The organism is Tropicibacter alexandrii, from assembly GCF_003667315.2.
GTDB classification, from domain to species: Bacteria; Pseudomonadota; Alphaproteobacteria; order Rhodobacterales; family Rhodobacteraceae; genus Tropicibacter; species Tropicibacter alexandrii.
Map to the genome: position 1 here is coordinate 200,301 of NZ_RCTZ02000004.1, position 15,563 is coordinate 215,863.

A 15,563-nucleotide genomic window follows, 5' to 3' on the forward strand; every position below is an offset into this window, starting at 1 on the left:
CTAAATCAACTGGTTCCATGAATCTTCTTTCACTCTATCCCACGAAAAAGCCTGACTCAATCCTGTTGCGGGTCGTGGGTGTGACCGCCGTGATGGCGGTGGTGATGGGACTGTTGCATCTGGGCGGCGATGCCACCCGTGGCGCCCTGCTGTTGGAACGCGACGCGGTGCTGAACGGTCAGGTCTGGCGGCTGGCAACCGCGCATCTGGTGAACCTGTCGGGCACGCACACCTTTCTGAACACGCTGGGGCTGGGCCTGATCATCGTGACCCTGTGGTCGATCCTGACCGTCGAGACCCTGCTGCGGGCCATCATGTTTTCCGCTGCGGCGATCAGCCTTGGCTGGATCGTCCTGATGCCGGCGGGCGTGACCTATGTGGGGTTTTCGGGGGTGACCCATGGCGTGATGGCCTGGGGCGGGCTGACGATCTGGAAGCGTGGTCCGAAATGGTTTGCCGTGGTGATCCTGACCTGCCTTCTCGCCAAGCTGGGGCAGGAGTTCTGGAACGGCGCGGTGCCGGGCGCCGATGCGGCGATCGGCGGGCGGGTCAGCTTTGTCTCGCACACCCTTGGCTCGCTGGGCGGCACGCTTGCGGCCTTCGAGGGGCCGGTGCTGGGGCGCTTGGCGCTTCTGGTGCTGTGTGTCTGGCTGTCCGTCATCCACGCCGACCGCGAGGCGGCGTCGCAGGCGGAAAGCCATCAGGATGGGTGATCCGCTGGTCTGGCTGGTCCTGCTGCTGGGCGCACCTGTCGGATCGTTCATGGCGGCCTTCGCGGATCGGCTGTGTCTGGGCCGGTCGATTTGGCTGCCCTCTAGCTGTGCCTCCTGCGGGGTTCGCATGCGCTGGCGCGACCTGATCCCACTGTTCAGCTACCCGGTCAGACGAGGCCGCTGCCACGATTGCGGCGGTCACATTCCCGCGCGGCTCTGGCTGGCGGAACTGCTGGGTCTGCTGGCGTCGCTTGTTGCGGTGGCGGTCACGCAGGCCTCGGTCGACCTGCTGGCCTTGGCGGTGGTCCTGTGGTGCCTGCTGGGGCTGGCTTTGTGCGATCTGGCCTGTTTCCGCCTGCCAGATGCGCTGACCGGCCTGCTGTTCGTGTCGGCGGTCTGTCTGGCATTCGCCGAACACCGGCTGCCAGAGGCGCTGGCGGGCGCGGTGACCGGGGCGGGTGTGCTTTGGCTGCTGCGCTTCGTCTATCGCCGCTTGCGCGGACGCGAGGGGTTGGGGCTTGGGGATGTCAAGCTGGCGGTCGGGCTGGGCGCGGCGCTGGGGCCGATGGCCCTGCCATGGCTGGGATTGATCGCATCGGCCAGCGCGCTGTTATGTGTCTCAACCGGCGCATGGGGCGGTGTGAATCGCCACACGGCGCTGCCTTTCGGTCTGTTCCTCTGTCTCGGCGCGGCAGCGCTTCTGGCGGTGCGGCTGGTCCGCTGACCGGACGGCGAATCGCCGCGCGGGACGATGGTCAGGCGAATATGACCGGCACGCGCTCGATCAGCATGAAGGCTGCGACCGAGCCCATGGCGATCAGCGCGGCCTGCTTCAGCCGCAATGTCCAATTCCGCGAGATATGGGCGAGTCCGGCGAATACAGCCAGAACGACGACGACGATCATCAATTGGCCAATTTCGATCCCCACGGTGAAGGCGGCCAATGCCTGCACCAATTCCGGCGAATCCGGGCCCAATACGTTTCCCAGCACAAAAGAGAATCCGAACCCGTGCAGAAGGCCAATTCCGGTATACAGCAAGGCCGACGAGCGGGTGCCCCGAAGGCTGGCCAAGGCTGCCATGATGATGGTCGCTGCGATGGCGGCCTCGATGGCGGGGATGAACCAGCCGGAGGTCGGCACATAGCCCAAGAAGCCCGCCACGAGCGTCACGGCATGGCCCAACGTGAACGCGGTCACGTTCCGCACGAGACCCCAGCCGCCAACCGCGCCGAGCGCCATGGCGACGACCAACAGCACGTGATCGAGACCTTCGAGAATGTGCAGCACGCCTTGATAGGCGTATTCCAGCGCGACGCCGATCTGGCTGGTCGGCAGGACCAGCACCTGCGCCAACTGTCCGCCCCGCACCAGACTGCGGGACGGGCTGACCCGGTGATCGATGATGTGGTTGTCGATGGCGACGTCCTCGGGCAAATCCAGCGCAGGAAAGCCCGACTGCACGACCAGAGGCGCATCCGTGGCGGCGAAGCCAAGGCTGACCGTCATGTCGACATAGCCGTCCGAGATCGGCACCTCGCCGGTGGCATCGGGCTGGCGGAGCGAGTCGCGCGCGGCGGCGGGGCTGACGAGGGCCTGCAACGGCAGTTCGGACAGTATGCGATAGGCGCGCACGCGGGGGCTTCCGTCCTGCGTGCCGATCTTCCATGTGAGGCTGTCTGCCAACCGCGCTGCAAAGGCGGCGCGATGGGCCGCGACGGCCTCGGTGGATAGGGCATAAACCGGCGTCTCGGCGGTGCCACGATTGATCAGGAACCCGTGCTCGTCCGGGGCGGCGCCGGTCAGGATGTCCCCGAACAAAAGCGGCAGCGGAGTCCGGATGTGGATTTCCGTGGTCGTCTCTTCGGTGGTGATGACGAATTGCCGGACTTTCGTGCCCGGATCGAAATGGGCAAGCAGCGGCCCTGCCAATGCAACAAGGCAGAAAACAAGAATGGTCAATGGGGGTCTTATCAAATCATCCGCCCCTTCAATTCGCGCAGTCGGCTAAATCTATATCACGAGAAAAAAATCGTAATTTACAGGCTATGCGCGTGGTTTCAATGATCGACGTTGACGCTAGCGAATTGGATTGTTAACGTCTAGTCAAATTTTTCTCGTCTCTGCAGGGGTGGCCATGCTCCGCTGGATATTTTTGATAATGAATTCAATGTGTCTCTTGGGTGCCGCGGCTGCGGCTCAAGCGCGCGTTTGTGGTGTGTCCGTCACGCCTTTCGTGCAGGTCATCGAGGGGCAGCTGGACGCCGGGACGACCACCTTCACCGCGTATCGTCTGACCCGCGACGGGCAACTTTCCATCGCGCGTTGGACGGACAACAACGATCTTCTGGGGGTCGCGAAGACCGTCGAACTGGGCGGCCCGGCCTATGACAGGGCCCGAACGGCGCTGTCGCGGATCGACCCGTCAGAGGCCATGCGCGAAGCCCAACCCAGTCTGGGCGGCCCGGATCCGTACTCTTTGCAGATCGCGATCCAAGGCGAAGACGCGCTGACGCGCCACCTGCGCCAGACCGCCCCGTCGGATGTCGCGTCCGGCCTGATCGCGGAATGGCAAGGGGCCGGGCGGCTGAAGCGACCGGCGCGCGGGTCCTATGTCTGGACCTTGCCGATCCCCGCCGAGCCCGGTGGCGAGGATGTGCGCCTTGCCGCGCAGGCTTGTCCCGAGGGGCTGGCCAGCTGGGTGGGCGCGGCCTTCGTTGGGGCGGTCGCGCACAAGCTGCCGCAGGGCGCGCCTGACGCGCAAGACATTCAGCCCGGACGCGCGGTTTTCAGCGCGCGATTGCCGGATGGATACGCCCATTTCGGGATCGTCTCACGGCAGTGAGGCAAGTGAAGGTGTCCGCTTCAGTGACACCGAATTTGAGGCGAGTACGCAGCCCTTGGGGCGATTTTTTGGAACGTATTAGAGGGAGTTCAAGGTATCATGCAAAAATTGAGACAACGCGTTGCCAGTCTGGTGGGCGCCCTGGGCACGGTCTGTGTCGCGGTGCAGCCAGTCTATGCCGACGCAAGTCTGCTTTCGACAGTGACCTATGTCGAAAGCGGCAAGCAGATGACGGTGCCGATCGCCCGTCTGAAGGATGGCACGATCAAGGCCGACAGCGCCAACGCCGTGTTCAACATCAGCATTTCGCTCGAAGAGGATCCGCAGGGTGACGACGATTCCACCGTCGATGCGGGTACGACCGATGCGGATCAGCGCAAGTACGAGGAAAAGATCCGCGAATTCGCGGATGCCGTGTTCCAGTCCACGAATGGCGCGCACAAGATTGGCCGGGTGACGATTTTCCGCAACCAGGACCAGTTCAACAATGCCGATGTGCAGTGGCACCATGATTGCGGCAGCAGCGGCCCGAGCACATGGATCAACAGCTTTGGCAACAGCCGCCAGATCCGCATGTGCAACATCTGGACCGGCTCCTCGACCATGGATACCGCCAAGGGCGGTGGCTTCACGCTGGCGCATGAATGGGGCCATTACGCCTATGGCCTGTTCGATGAATACGCCTCGAATTGCGGGCAGAACCCGGAAAGCAGCTGTTCCATCTTCAAGCCGCGTTCCACGGATGTCGAGCCGAACCCGTCGATCATGAACGATCAGTGGCTTGCGGCCCGCGCCACCGGGGCCAATCTGGATGCGCTGGAATTCTCGACCGACGATGTCGAGCCCTACGCGACCCAAGCCGATGGCGATGACAAGAACGCACAGGCCCGTGTCTATGGCGAACCCGGTTGGGATACGCTGGTGCGCGATCCGGCCACCGACCCGCGCCACAGCTTCATGAGCCCGGCCCGGACCCGCTACACCACGCTCGCCGCGCCGGCTGGCCCGGATTTCACCCAGAACGACGATGAGAGCACCGCCCGCAGCGAGCTGAACATCATCTGGGCGGGCAACCGTGTGGTCGAACTGATGATCGACACCTCGGGGTCGATGGGCGGCACGCCGATCGCCAATGCCCGCACCGCAGGCAGCCTGCTGGTCGGTCAGCTGGTGCCCGGCGTCAATGCCGTCGGCGTGGGTCGTTTCACCGGCTCTGCTTCGCAGGTCTTCGCGATTCAGGACATTCCCGATCCCGATACCGGTGTGCGCGCAGCAGCCCAAGCGGTGATCAACGGTCTGAGTTCCGGTGGCAGCACCGACATCGAAGAAGCGGCCTTGCTGGCCCTATCCGAAGTGACGGCCTTCCAAGGCGGTACGCGCCCGGCGGTGGTCTACCTGCTGACGGACGGTCAGAGCTTCGTCAATCAGGCGACCGTGATCAACGCCTACACCGCTGCCAAGGTGCCGCTGGTGACCTTCGGCTTCGGTCCGAACGTCGACACGGCCCTGCTGCAGAACCTCGCAAACAGCACGGGCGGTCGGTACTTCTTCTCGCCGACGGCGCTGTCCGACATCCAGCAGGCCTTCGTTGCGGCCAACGCGGCGTTCTCCTCGGCGGTTGTCGTGAATTCCTCGGCGGCTCTGGCATCGGCCTCCAGCACCGAGGTGCGTGACATCCTGCTCGACAGTACGCTGGCGGATGCCGCGATCGTGGTGACCTATCCCGGCCCGCAGGCCGATATCGACCTGCGCCTGCTTGACAGCTCGGGTGCGGATACCGGTGCCGTGTTCACCTGCTCCGGTTCCGGCGACGTGTCCTGCGAAGCGGTGGTCGACGTGCAGACCCTCGGGGCTGGCACCTATGGCGTCGAGATCGTCAACAATGCCGCTGGCGACAAGGACGTCTCGATCCTGATCTCGGGCAACCCCACCGGCGAGAACTTCGACATCGCCGTCGAGTTCGACAATGCCAACTATCCGTCGGACTTCACCATTCGCGCACTTGTGCGCAAAGGTGCGCCGCTGACCGGTCTGAACGTGGTCGCCACGGTCACCAAGCCGGACAATTCGGTGGTCGAGCTGACCTTGCTGGATGACGGGCTTGGCGCCGATGCCGATGCGGATGATGGTGTCTACTCCATCAGCGTGCCCTACGATCAGAACGGCACCTATTCGGCAACGGTCCGGGCCGACAACGCGGCGGGCAATGCGCAGACCTCCTTCAACGGCGTTCTGTTCACCCGCGCCAGCGACGGTCCCGAAAGCCCGGCCGTCCCGCAGAGCGTCTCCGAGAACTTTACTCGGGTGGCGATCACCAATGCGGCGGTCAATGGCTTCCAGACGGACGATCACTCCGATGATCCGGCCGTGCCCGGTACCTGTACCGCAGTGGCCGATGACAACATCGACGTTCCGGGCCGGATCGATACCGGTGGCGATGTCGACTGCTTCGTGTTCGTGCCGACCTCGACCTCGGATGACATGATGGCGCGTCTGACCAGCTTGGCTGGCGGCATGGAAGCCATCGTGAAGGTCTATGACGCGGCTGGTACGACCGAGCTTCTGTCGGTGGACCTGTCCTCCTCCGAGAACCCGGCGTCGGGCGTCATCGCCCGTATTCCGGCGGGGTCGCTTGACGCGGCAGGTCATGTCGTCACGGTCGAGCACACCGACAGCGCCGCAGGGACGGGCACCTACGCCCTGTCCATTGGCGCTCCGCTCAAGTCCGACACTCCGGTGGTTTCCTTCACCGGCGGTGGCAATGGCGGTGGCGGTGGCGATTCCTCGGGTGGTGCGCTTGGTCCGCTTTCGGTCCTGATCAGCGCCCTGCTGGCCGCCGTTGGCCTGCGCCAGCGCCGTCGCCGGGTCTGACATCCCTGACACGACTTCGGGGGGCCGTTCGCGGCCCCCTTTTCCATGGGCGTCCGGCAGAGTGCGGCGACATGCGACACCAGCCGACACAGGGTCGTTGCCCCATGCAACGACACCTAACGCGCATTAGATTTTTATGAATTGGTCGGAGCGAGAGGATTCGAACCTCCGGCCCCTGCCTCCCGAAGACAGTGCTCTACCAGGCTGAGCTACGCTCCGACCGTGAGGCGCGGATTACCCCGTCCGCGCGGACTTGGCAAGGCTCATTCTGCGCCTTTTTTCTTCCTCAGGAAGGGAGAAATCCGCGAAAACGTGCCAAAGCCCCGCGATCGGGTGCGCAAGACGGGTGTCTGGCTGTCGCCCTTGCTGCTTTCGCGGGCGACGATGTAGATGCCGGACCCGATGATGATTGCCGATCCGATCAGCGTGAACGTGTCCACCTGTTCGTTGAACAGGAAGAAGCCAAAGAACGAGGCCCAGATGATCTGGCTGTATTGCATCGGCGCGACGATGGCGGCCTCGCCCGTCTTGTAGGCGGCGATCAGGAACAGACCTGCGATGAAGCCCAAAAGCGAAATCGTCGCCGCGCCGCCCATGTCCGGCAGCGGCATGGGTTTGTAGACGAAGATCATCAAGGCACCGACCACGACGAAATTCGCCGCCATCGGGTACAGCAGCAGCACCACCGAGCGTTCCTCGCGCCCGATCTTGCGCACGATGATCGAGGCCATGGCCCCCAGAACGGCTGAGCCCATCGCTGCGAAATGTCCGGTCGACAGCGGTGACGATCCCGGGCGCAGCACCACCATGACGCCGATCAGGCCCACCAGAACCGCCAGACCTCGCCGCCAGCCGACCTTTTCGCCCAGCATCGGCACCGAGATCAACGTGATCAGCAGCGGCGCGGCAAAGAGGATGGCGTAGGTCTGCGCCAGCGGCAGAACGGAGAACGCATAGAACGCGCACATCCCATTGCCCACCGCGCAGGAGGTGCGGATCAGCGTCCACCACGGGTGGACCGGGCGCAGGTTGCCGTGAGTGGTGTCGTTCATAAGCATGAAGCTGACCAGTGGAAAGGAAAACAGCGTGGAAAAGAAGATCACCTGAAACGGCGAGTAGCTGCCGCCGAGATACTTGATGACCACGTCATGCGTGGCGAAAATACCGAAGGCGATCAGCGCAAAGAGTGCGCCTTTTGCATTGCTGGACATTGGGGGGACCTGTTTTCGCTAGCTCCACGATGCTAAACGCACCCGAATTTCAGACGCAAGGCCACATCGTGCAAAATCGCCGCAAAGCTGTGCGACGCGTATGGAACGGCCTTTCAATTCGGCTCTTGCATCGGGGCGCGTGTTGACCGCGATTCCGGCCTGATTCTAGGATGGCCCCGCTAAATCAATGATTTCAAAAACTTGATAAGGATTGCTGCGATGAAACTCTTCGATTTCAGCTTTTTCATCTACCCAAAGGTCGCGCGGATTCTGTTCATCATTGCGACGGTTCTGATCGCAATCGGCGCGGTAATCGGCTTTTTCACCGCCTTTGCCGGGTGGGGATCGTTCGGCCAAAAGCTGCTGACCGCCTTCGGCAGCCTGATCGGCGGCGCGCTTGCGATCCTTGGCTTGCGCCTGACGACCGAACTGCTGCTCGTGATCTTCGCGATCAAGGATCTGCTGCAGGAACAGGTCGATCTGCAAAAGCAGGGGGCGGACCGGGCCGGGTGACGCCGGACTGCTGATGCGAAAACGCGGGCCCTGAGGGTGCAGGGCCCGCGCTTGTCTGTGTGAACCGTGCGTCGCTCAGAGAGAGGCGTCCAGCGCCGCGACGATGGCATCGCCCATCTCGCTGGTGGACACGGGCTGCTTGCCCTCTTCGCCCAGCAGGTCGGCGGTGCGATAGCCGTCTGCCAAGACCTTCTCGATGGCCTGCTCCAGACGGGTGGCTTCGTCGCCTTGGTCAAACGAGTAGCGCAGCGCCATGGCAAAGCTCAGGACGCAGGCGATCGGGTTGGCTTTGCCCTGACCCGCGATGTCGGGGGCGGACCCGTGCACCGGCTCGTAAAGCGCCTTGGGGCGGCCATTGGCCATCGGCGCGCCGAGGCTGGCGGAGGGCAGCATGCCGAGGCTGCCGGTCAGCATCGCGGCGGCGTCGGACAGCAGGTCGCCAAAGAGGTTGTCGGTGACGATCACGTCGAACTGCTTGGGCCAGCGGCACAGCTGCATCGCGCCCGCATCGGCGTACATGTGGCTCAGTTCGACATCGGGATAGTCCTTGCCCACCTCGGTCACGACCTCGCGCCACAGGACGCCGGATTCCATGACGTTGGCCTTTTCCATCGAGCACAGTTTCTTGTTCCGGCGCATCGCAAGTTCGAACGCGGACCGCGCCACGCGGTCGATTTCCGACTCGGTATAGCGCTGGGTGTTGATGCCAACGCGCTCGTTGCCTTCCTCGATGATGCCGCGCGGCTCGCCGAAATAGATGCCGGAGGTCAGTTCGCGCACGATCATGATGTCCAGACCGGCAACCACGTCCTTTTTCAGGGACGAGAAATCCGCCAGCGCGTCAAAGCACTGGGCCGGGCGCAGGTTGGCGAACAGGTCCATTTCCTTGCGCAGGCGCAGCAGGCCGCGCTCGGGCTTCACGGAGAAGTCGAGCGAGTCGTATTTCGGGCCACCCACGGCGCCCAGCAGGACGGCGTCGACCTCTTGCGCCTTGGCCATCGTGTCGTCATGCAGCGGCGTGCCGTGCTTGTCATAGGCGCAGCCGCCCACCAGATCCTCGCTGACGTCGAATTTCATGTCCCGCTTGGCACCGAACCAGTCGATGATCTTGCGGACTTCGGTCATGACTTCGGGGCCGATGCCGTCGCCGGGCAGGATGAGAAGCGAGGGGTTGCTCATGGGGGCGTCCTTCGAGGTTTGCAAAAGTTGCCGTTCCGGTAGCCTTTGGGCACAGAAACGTCAAGAAACGAAGGGTGAAAGCCCCTCTTCCAGCAGGTCCCAGACGCGGCGGACGCGCGGGGTGCGGCGGATGCTATCATGCGCGGCGAGCCACAGGGGCAGGGTCGGCAGGGGCATGTCCGGGACAAGCCGTTCGACCGTAGGGTCGTTTTCCGCGACCGAAGTCTGGGCAAAGCCGATGCCGCAGCCTGCGCGGATCAACTCCCAATAGGTGCCGTGGTGATCGGTGCGGGTGGCAAACCAGTCGCGCTGGGCCTCGACGCCCGCTTGGCGCAGGCCGCGCAGGATAAGGTCGGACCGGTCATAGCCGACAAGGTCATGGTCGAAGATCTGCTGAAATTGCGTGGGTCTGCCGCGCCGATCCAGATAGGACTTGGCGGCATAGAGGCCCAATTGCAGTTCGCCCAGATGCTTGGTCACGATGTCCAGTTGCTCGGTCCGGTACATGCGCACGGCGATGTCGGCCTCGCGGTACAACAGGTTTTCCGAGGTGTCGGTGGGCGCGAGGTCGATTTGGATATCCGGCTCGGCCGCGCGGATGCGGGCGATGATCGGCGGCAGGTGATGATGCGCGGTAAAGACGCTGGCGGTGATGCGAACCGTGCCGGACAAGGTGTGGTCATGGCCTGCGGCGGCGATGGCAAAGCCCCGCACCGCTTCGGCCATCGCCCGTGCATGCGGCATCAGCGACGCCCCGCACGACGTCAGGGCAAAGCCCCGCGCCTGCCGGTGAAACAGCGTGACGCCAAGGGTTTCCTCGATCTTCTGCACCTGTCTGCCCACGGTCGGCTGGGACACGCCCAAGTCCCGCGCAGCCTGTGACAGCGACCCGGACTCGGACACCGCAAGGAAGGTCTGCACCAAGGACCAGTCGAGGGATGAGAGCGCCTTTTCCATTCACAAATGAATACACGATCTACGATTTCTGCCAATTCCTTTCCTTCGGTGAATAGGGGACGCTGGGCTCAGGATCTTGATGGAGGTTGGAATGACGGGACACGTCTTGATACTGGGAAGCAGCGGGCGGTTCGGGCGCAACATGGCAGAGGCGTTCTGGAATGCCGGGTGGCGGGTGCATCTGCATGACCGCGCGACCGGCGACCTGATGGCCGAGGCGCGCGAGGCCGACGTCATCGTGAACGGCTGGAACCCGGCCTATCCCGATTGGGCGGCGCAGCTACCGGGGTTGACGGCGCGTTGCATCGAAGCGGCGCGCGTGAATGACGCGACGGTCCTGATCCCCGGCAATGTCTATGTCTATGGCAAGGACGCCGCCCCCGATTTCGGCCCGCACCTGCCGCATGGCGCGCAGAACCCGCTGGGGCGGTTGCGGATCGAGATGGAACAGGCCTATCGCGACAGCGGCTGCAGGGTGATCGTGCTGCGCGCGGGGGATTTCCTTGATACCGAGGCCTCCGGCAACTGGTTCGACAGGATCCTGGCGCCCTCGCTGAAAAAGGGCGTGCTGACCTATCCCGGCAACCCGGACATCCCGCACGCGTGGGCGTTCCTGCCCGATCTGGCACGCGCGGGGGTGCAGTTGGTCGAACGGCGCGAAAGCCTGCCGCATTTCGCCGACATCGCCTTTCCCGGTTACACGCTGACGGGGCATGAGTTGGCCGCGCTGTGTGGCGGCAAGGTCAAGCGCATGTCTTGGCTGCCGATCCAACTCGCCCGCCCGGTCTGGCGGCTGGCCGCGCCGCTGCTGGAGATGCGCTATCTCTGGGACAAGCCGCACTTCATGGCACCGCAAAGTTTTGCCGCCGTGCTGCCCGATTTCCGGGCGACCGATCCGGCCGAGGCGGTGGCGCAGGCGACAGCCCCGGTCATGGCATCGCGAGGTCGACCCAGACAACGCGATGTGGGCCCGGCCCCGGCACAGGCGTGACGCCCGCATCGAGCACGGTCAGCGCGGCATCGGGCAAGACGTAGCTGACCCGCATCTCGCCCACGCTGTCCCAGTCGACGGTGGGCAGGGCGGGCAGCGGGTCTTGCAGCCTTGGGTGAGCCAGCAGGCGGGTGGCGGCGTCGCGCAGCCCCTCGCCCCGGTCGGGGTCGAGATTCAGCAGGCCCGCCAGCACCACTGGGCCATCCATCGCGTCCAGATGATGCGCCCACAGCATCACCTCGTCATGGTTGCGCCGGCCATTGCGATCCTCCGGCCCGTCAAAGACTGGCGGGGTGGCGGCCAACGTCAAAAGGGCAAACGGCACGGGCGCATCCACGCGCACTGCCCAATGGGCGGCGGAGGACAGGCGCTGAATCTCGGCCTCTTGCGGGGTCCAAAGCGTCTCGGGCGCGTCCTTCCATGGCAGGGCGCTGTGATCGGCAACCAAGGCCAGCGGATAGCGTGACAGGATGGCCATCCCGCCTTGGCCCGAGAACCAGCCATAGCCCTGTGCGTCGCGCGGCCCACCCAGCCGACCGTCGCCGTCAAGGTCCAGCCCGGTGGCCATGCCGGTATTGGGTCGCATCGCGAACAGATGGGGGTAGCCGCCCAGCCGGTCTGCCAAAGCGGCCAGCGCCACGTGCCCCGCGTCGTAGTCCACATCGGTCAGGACCAGAACATCCGGTGACAGGGCTGCGACGGGCCCGAGATCGGGTGATTTGTCGGACAGCAGCTCCTTGAGCAACAGGCCCGGTCCCTTGCGGCTGAAATCCCCATGCCACGTGGCCACGCGCAAGGGCTCGGCCAAGGCCGGTCCGCAGAGCAGGCACAATAACAGGATCAGGCGACCAGCAATTCCGCCTGCGCATAGGCGCGGCGGCGTTTTTCCTCGATCAGGTCGGCGATGCGCATCAGGGCGACGCCGCGCATGATCAGGCTTGACGGGATGAAGGCCCATACGGTGACAACCCAGATCAGTGTTTGCGGATCGTTCAGCCTGACTGGCATCCCGGTGGTCGACACAAGCTGCAGGACCGCAGGCACCAAGAATGGCAACAGAAACCCTAAGGCGACGTTAACGCGGCTATCCCGCTTGAGACGGCGCAGGACGTCGCCCCCGGCCGTGGGGTCGAACAGGGGCAGATTGACCCACACATTGAAGGCGCCGTTGCGGATGGGCCAGTCCAGCAGGCGGACAACGGCGACGAAGGTCAGCAGCGCGATGAGCGAAATCGTATAGGCCAGCCCGGCCGTGACCCGCAGATGCGCCGCCATCGCGTCATCCTGCGCGACCAGAACCATCAGCCGCACCGGCGAAAACGGGAAGTCCATCGCCGCGCCGACCACGTCGCCAAAGCCGCTCAGGTCGGACTCGAATCCGGCGGGCGCCATCTGCTCGCGGCAGATCAGCGTCAACAGCACCACCGTCGAGAACAGCGCCAGAAACCGCATACGGTTCAGGGGCGGGGCGGATCGGAACTCGATGAACGACGGGTAGTCGGTCCAGTATTCGACAAAGGTCAGCAGCGCCGCGACCAGCGACACAAGTGCCACGATCTGGACGGAATCCGGCTTGACCCCGGGCAGAACCAACGCCGGAAAGGCAATGACGAATGCCACGAGGGTCGCGCGCAGCGCGGCGGATGCCGTCCGTTTGATCAAAACTCTGCCCTTCCGTTCAGGACGGCCGCGATACGATGCCGCGCCCTTGTTCCATCACGAGTCCGCCGATTGTGGCGGGTTGCCTCATTCTTGCCCAAGTTTTGCCTCACTTCCCCAAGCACGACAAGTTACCCACAGAGGTTCCGCCGCATTTCAGGCAATTTCTGGAACGGTGTGGTGCGGGATTGCATCATTCCTTGGGCGATTCCAAGGAGCACTGGGGGTGCCCCACAAGATACTGTGGTTGCTGACTTTTTGAGCACAACGAACCGTTCACCCAATGTTAACCCGTGTGTCCGCGGGCCCTGAAACGAGTCAGGGCCCGCGTATGGCGGGCCCTGTCGGGATCGGTCTTTGGCCGGGCTCAGACCCAGGGGCGGGCTTGCGATGCCTGTGCCTCGAACGCGTCGATGGCGGGGGCTTTTTCCAGCGACAGGCCGATATCGTCGAGCCCTTCCATCAGGCAATGCTTCTTGAACGGGTCGATTTCGAAAGCGAACGATTCGCCCTCGGAGGTCGAAACGGTCTGGTTTTCCAGATCGACGATCATCCGCGCGTTAGACCCTTTCTCGGCGTCCTTCATCAGGACGTCGACGGCCTCTTGCGGCAGGACGATCGGCAGGATGCCGTTCTTGAAGCAGTTGTTGTAAAAGATGTCGGCGAAGGAGGTCGAGATGACCGACTTGATGCCGAAATCCTTCAGCGCCCAAGGCGCGTGTTCGCGCGAAGAGCCGCAGCCGAAGTTGTCACCGGCGACGAGAATCTCGGCGTCGCGGTATTGCGGCTGGTTCAGGACGAAATCGGGGATTTCGTTGCCCTGACGGTCATAACGCATCTCGTCGAACAGGTTTACACCCAGACCCGAGCGTTTGATGGTCTTGAGGAAGACCTTGGGGATGATCATGTCGGTGTCGATATTGACCAGCGGCATGGGCGCCGCGATCCCGGCTAGTTTTTCGAACTTTTCCATATCCGGCGTCCTTATGCGTTTTCGGTCATCAACTCGCGCACGTCGGTCAGGTGACCGGTCAGCGCGGCGGCGGCGGCCATGGCGGGCGATACGAGGTGCGTGCGCCCCTTGTAGCCCTGACGCCCCTCGAAATTGCGGTTCGAGGTGGAGGCGCAACGCTCACCCTCGGACAGCTGGTCGGGGTTCATGGCAAGGCACATGGAGCAACCCGCCATCCGCCATTCGAAGCCAGCGTCGATGAAGATCTTGTCCAGACCTTCTTCCTCGGCCTGCGCGCGGACAAGGCCCGAGCCGGGGACGACCATGGCGCGGTTGATGGCGATCTTCTTGCCTTCGACGATCTTGGCGGCGGCGCGCAGGTCCTCGATCCGGCCGTTCGTGCAGGACCCGATAAAGACGGTGTCGATCTTGATGTCGGTCAGTTTCTGACCCGGGGTCAAGCCCATGTAGTCGAGCGCGCGCTTCGCGGCCTCGACCTTGCCGCCTTTGAACGACTCGGGCGCGGGGACCACGGCAGAGATCGGCAGCACGTCCTCGGGCGAGGTGCCCCAAGTCACGACCGGCTCGATTTCCTCGCCCTTCAGTGTGACGACCTTGTCAAAATGCGCGCCTTCGTCGGTGTAGAGCGTCTTCCACCAGTCCATCGCGGCTTCCCATTGGGCCCCTTTCGGGGCGTGGGGGCGGCCTTTGACATACTCATAGGTGGTCTCGTCCGGGGCGATCAGGCCCGCGCGCGCGCCGCCTTCGATGGCCATGTTGCAGACGGTCATCCGCCCTTCCATCGAGAGGTCACGGATCGCTTCGCCGCAATATTCGATGACATAGCCGGTGCCGCCGGCGGTGCCGGTCGCGCCGATCACGGCGAGGGTGATGTCCTTGGCGGTGACACCGGGGCGGAGCTTGCCGGTGATCTCGACCTTCATGTTCTTGGACTTCTTCTGGATCAGCGTCTGGGTGGCCAGAACGTGCTCGACCTCCGACGTGCCGATGCCATGCGCCAGCGCGCCAAAGGCCCCGTGGGTGGCGGTGTGGCTATCGCCGCAGACCACGGTCATGCCGGGCAGGGTCCAGCCCTGTTCCGGGCCGACGATGTGGACGATGCCCTGACGGACATCGGTCACCGGGTAGTAGTGGATGCCGAATTCCTTGGCATTGGTGTCGAGGGCTGCGACCTGAATGCGGCTGTCCTCGGGCATCTGGTCGGGGTTCTCGCGGCCCAGCGTCGTCGGCACGTTGTGGTCCGGCACGGCGATGGTCTTTTCGGGGGCGCGCACCTTGCGGCCCGCCATGCGCAGACCCTCGAAGGCCTGCGGGCTGGTCACTTCGTGCACCAGATGGCGGTCGATATAGAGCAGGCAGGTGCCGTCAGAGTCCTCGGATACGACATGCGCATCCCAGATCTTGTCATAGAGCGTCTTGGGGGACATTGGTCCTCTCCCGTTATTTGGGTGATGTGTGGTCAGTCGAAAGCGCGCCCCGGAAGCGAGGCGGGAATGTCATAGACGGGCGAGCACCGTGAAGGTGGCGCCGTGAAAGCGTTCGCGCAGGCGGGCGCGATCACCGACATTGAGAAACTTGGCCATGGACGCCCAGATACATCCTGCCGCTGAGTCTATCAAGGGTTTCGCGCGGCTCTTGTCCGGCGGCGTGTT

At 63.9% G+C, this 15,563-nt stretch carries 14 protein-coding genes and 1 tRNA gene; 6 read left to right on the forward strand and 9 right to left on the reverse strand.

Annotated features, from left to right (window positions below):
- Positions 1-17 precede the first annotated feature (17 nt).
- Both rrtA and D8Z78_RS07225 read left to right on the forward strand, forming a co-directional pair.
- The gene (gene rrtA / locus D8Z78_RS07220; RefSeq protein WP_121629465.1) at positions 18-713 is read left to right on the forward strand and encodes a rhombosortase; all 696 of its coding nucleotides are present in this window, start codon (positions 18-20) and stop codon (positions 711-713) included.
- A complete protein-coding gene (locus D8Z78_RS07225; protein WP_164932907.1) occupies positions 706-1,437 on the forward strand; it encodes a prepilin peptidase in 732 nt (243 codons plus the stop codon). Before rrtA ends, D8Z78_RS07225 begins: the two co-directional genes overlap by 8 nt.
- A gap of 31 nt (positions 1,438-1,468) precedes the next feature.
- Here D8Z78_RS07225 and D8Z78_RS07230 read toward each other — a convergent pair whose 3' ends face one another.
- On the reverse strand, positions 1,469-2,674 hold the full coding sequence (locus tag D8Z78_RS07230) for a HupE/UreJ family protein (RefSeq protein ID WP_121629467.1): 1,206 nt from the start codon (positions 2,672-2,674) through the stop codon (positions 1,469-1,471).
- A gap of 256 nt (positions 2,675-2,930) precedes the next feature.
- Here D8Z78_RS07230 and D8Z78_RS07235 point away from each other — a divergent pair, with 256 nt between their 5' ends.
- Both D8Z78_RS07235 and D8Z78_RS07240 read left to right on the forward strand, forming a co-directional pair.
- The gene (locus tag D8Z78_RS07235) at positions 2,931-3,557 is read left to right on the forward strand and encodes a hypothetical protein (RefSeq protein WP_128910743.1); all 627 of its coding nucleotides are present in this window, start codon (positions 2,931-2,933) and stop codon (positions 3,555-3,557) included.
- 99 nt (positions 3,558-3,656) lie between these two features.
- Positions 3,657-6,428, forward strand: a complete 2,772-nt coding sequence (locus D8Z78_RS07240) for a VWA domain-containing protein (RefSeq protein ID WP_121629469.1) — start codon at positions 3,657-3,659, stop codon at positions 6,426-6,428.
- Positions 6,429-6,570: 142 nt separating this feature from the next.
- Here D8Z78_RS07240 and D8Z78_RS07245 read toward each other — a convergent pair.
- Positions 6,571-6,647, reverse strand: a tRNA-Pro gene (locus tag D8Z78_RS07245).
- A 44-nt stretch (positions 6,648-6,691) separates the two neighbouring features.
- Positions 6,692-7,639 carry a DMT family transporter gene (locus tag D8Z78_RS07250; RefSeq protein WP_121629470.1) on the reverse strand — a complete coding sequence of 316 codons (948 nt, stop codon included), beginning with the start codon at positions 7,637-7,639 and terminating at the stop codon, positions 6,692-6,694.
- A gap of 219 nt (positions 7,640-7,858) precedes the next feature.
- Here D8Z78_RS07250 and D8Z78_RS07255 point away from each other — a divergent pair, with 219 nt between their 5' ends.
- Positions 7,859-8,152 (forward strand): DUF4282 domain-containing protein, encoded by a 294-nt coding sequence (locus D8Z78_RS07255; protein ID WP_121629471.1) that lies wholly within the window; start codon positions 7,859-7,861, stop codon positions 8,150-8,152.
- Positions 8,153-8,227: 75 nt separating this feature from the next.
- Here the strand turns inward: D8Z78_RS07255 and leuB are convergent, their stop codons facing one another.
- Entirely contained in the window at positions 8,228-9,331 is a 1,104-nt protein-coding gene (gene leuB, locus D8Z78_RS07260; protein ID WP_121629472.1) for a 3-isopropylmalate dehydrogenase, read from the reverse strand.
- 60 nt (positions 9,332-9,391) lie between these two features.
- On the reverse strand, positions 9,392-10,288 hold the full coding sequence (locus D8Z78_RS07265; protein ID WP_121629473.1) for a LysR family transcriptional regulator: 897 nt from the start codon (positions 10,286-10,288) through the stop codon (positions 9,392-9,394).
- A 91-nt stretch (positions 10,289-10,379) separates the two neighbouring features.
- Between D8Z78_RS07265 and D8Z78_RS07270 the strand changes: the two genes are divergently transcribed.
- A complete protein-coding gene (locus tag D8Z78_RS07270) occupies positions 10,380-11,279 on the forward strand; it encodes a Rossmann-fold NAD(P)-binding domain-containing protein (protein WP_121629474.1) in 900 nt (299 codons plus the stop codon).
- On the opposite strand, the gene D8Z78_RS07275 is transcribed toward D8Z78_RS07270, so the two are convergent.
- The 4 genes from D8Z78_RS07275 to leuC form a co-directional block, all read right to left on the reverse strand.
- On the reverse strand, positions 11,218-12,087 hold the full coding sequence (locus D8Z78_RS07275) for an endonuclease/exonuclease/phosphatase family protein (protein WP_240672035.1): 870 nt from the start codon (positions 12,085-12,087) through the stop codon (positions 11,218-11,220). The genes D8Z78_RS07270 and D8Z78_RS07275 overlap by 62 nt on opposite strands.
- Positions 12,088-12,119: 32 nt before the next feature.
- Positions 12,120-12,941, reverse strand: a complete 822-nt coding sequence (locus D8Z78_RS07280) for a hypothetical protein (protein WP_121629475.1) — start codon at positions 12,939-12,941, stop codon at positions 12,120-12,122.
- A 364-nt stretch (positions 12,942-13,305) separates the two neighbouring features.
- Positions 13,306-13,911, reverse strand: a complete 606-nt coding sequence (gene leuD / locus D8Z78_RS07285) for a 3-isopropylmalate dehydratase small subunit (protein ID WP_121629476.1) — start codon at positions 13,909-13,911, stop codon at positions 13,306-13,308.
- A gap of 11 nt (positions 13,912-13,922) precedes the next feature.
- A complete protein-coding gene (leuC, locus tag D8Z78_RS07290) occupies positions 13,923-15,338 on the reverse strand; it encodes a 3-isopropylmalate dehydratase large subunit (RefSeq protein ID WP_121629477.1) in 1,416 nt (471 codons plus the stop codon).
- Positions 15,339-15,563: the final 225 nt, after the last annotated feature.

Excerpts from the sequence above, each read along its gene's own strand:
- leuD (WP_121629476.1), bottom strand. The coding sequence starts at position 13,911 with ATGGAAAAGTTCGAAAAACTAGCCGGGATCGCGGCGCCCATGCCGCTG.
- D8Z78_RS07240 (WP_121629469.1), top strand. The coding sequence starts at position 3,657 with ATGCAAAAATTGAGACAACGCGTTGCCAGTCTGGTGGGCGCCCTGGGC.
- D8Z78_RS07225 (WP_164932907.1), top strand. The coding sequence starts at position 706 with ATGGGTGATCCGCTGGTCTGGCTGGTCCTGCTGCTGGGCGCACCTGTC.
- D8Z78_RS07270 (WP_121629474.1), top strand. The coding sequence starts at position 10,380 with ATGACGGGACACGTCTTGATACTGGGAAGCAGCGGGCGGTTCGGGCGC.
- leuC (WP_121629477.1), bottom strand. The coding sequence starts at position 15,338 with ATGTCCCCCAAGACGCTCTATGACAAGATCTGGGATGCGCATGTCGTA.
- D8Z78_RS07250 (WP_121629470.1), bottom strand. The coding sequence starts at position 7,639 with ATGTCCAGCAATGCAAAAGGCGCACTCTTTGCGCTGATCGCCTTCGGT.
- D8Z78_RS07255 (WP_121629471.1), top strand. The coding sequence starts at position 7,859 with ATGAAACTCTTCGATTTCAGCTTTTTCATCTACCCAAAGGTCGCGCGG.
- rrtA (WP_121629465.1), top strand. The coding sequence starts at position 18 with ATGAATCTTCTTTCACTCTATCCCACGAAAAAGCCTGACTCAATCCTG.
- D8Z78_RS07265 (WP_121629473.1), bottom strand. The coding sequence starts at position 10,288 with ATGGAAAAGGCGCTCTCATCCCTCGACTGGTCCTTGGTGCAGACCTTC.
- leuB (WP_121629472.1), bottom strand. The coding sequence starts at position 9,331 with ATGAGCAACCCCTCGCTTCTCATCCTGCCCGGCGACGGCATCGGCCCC.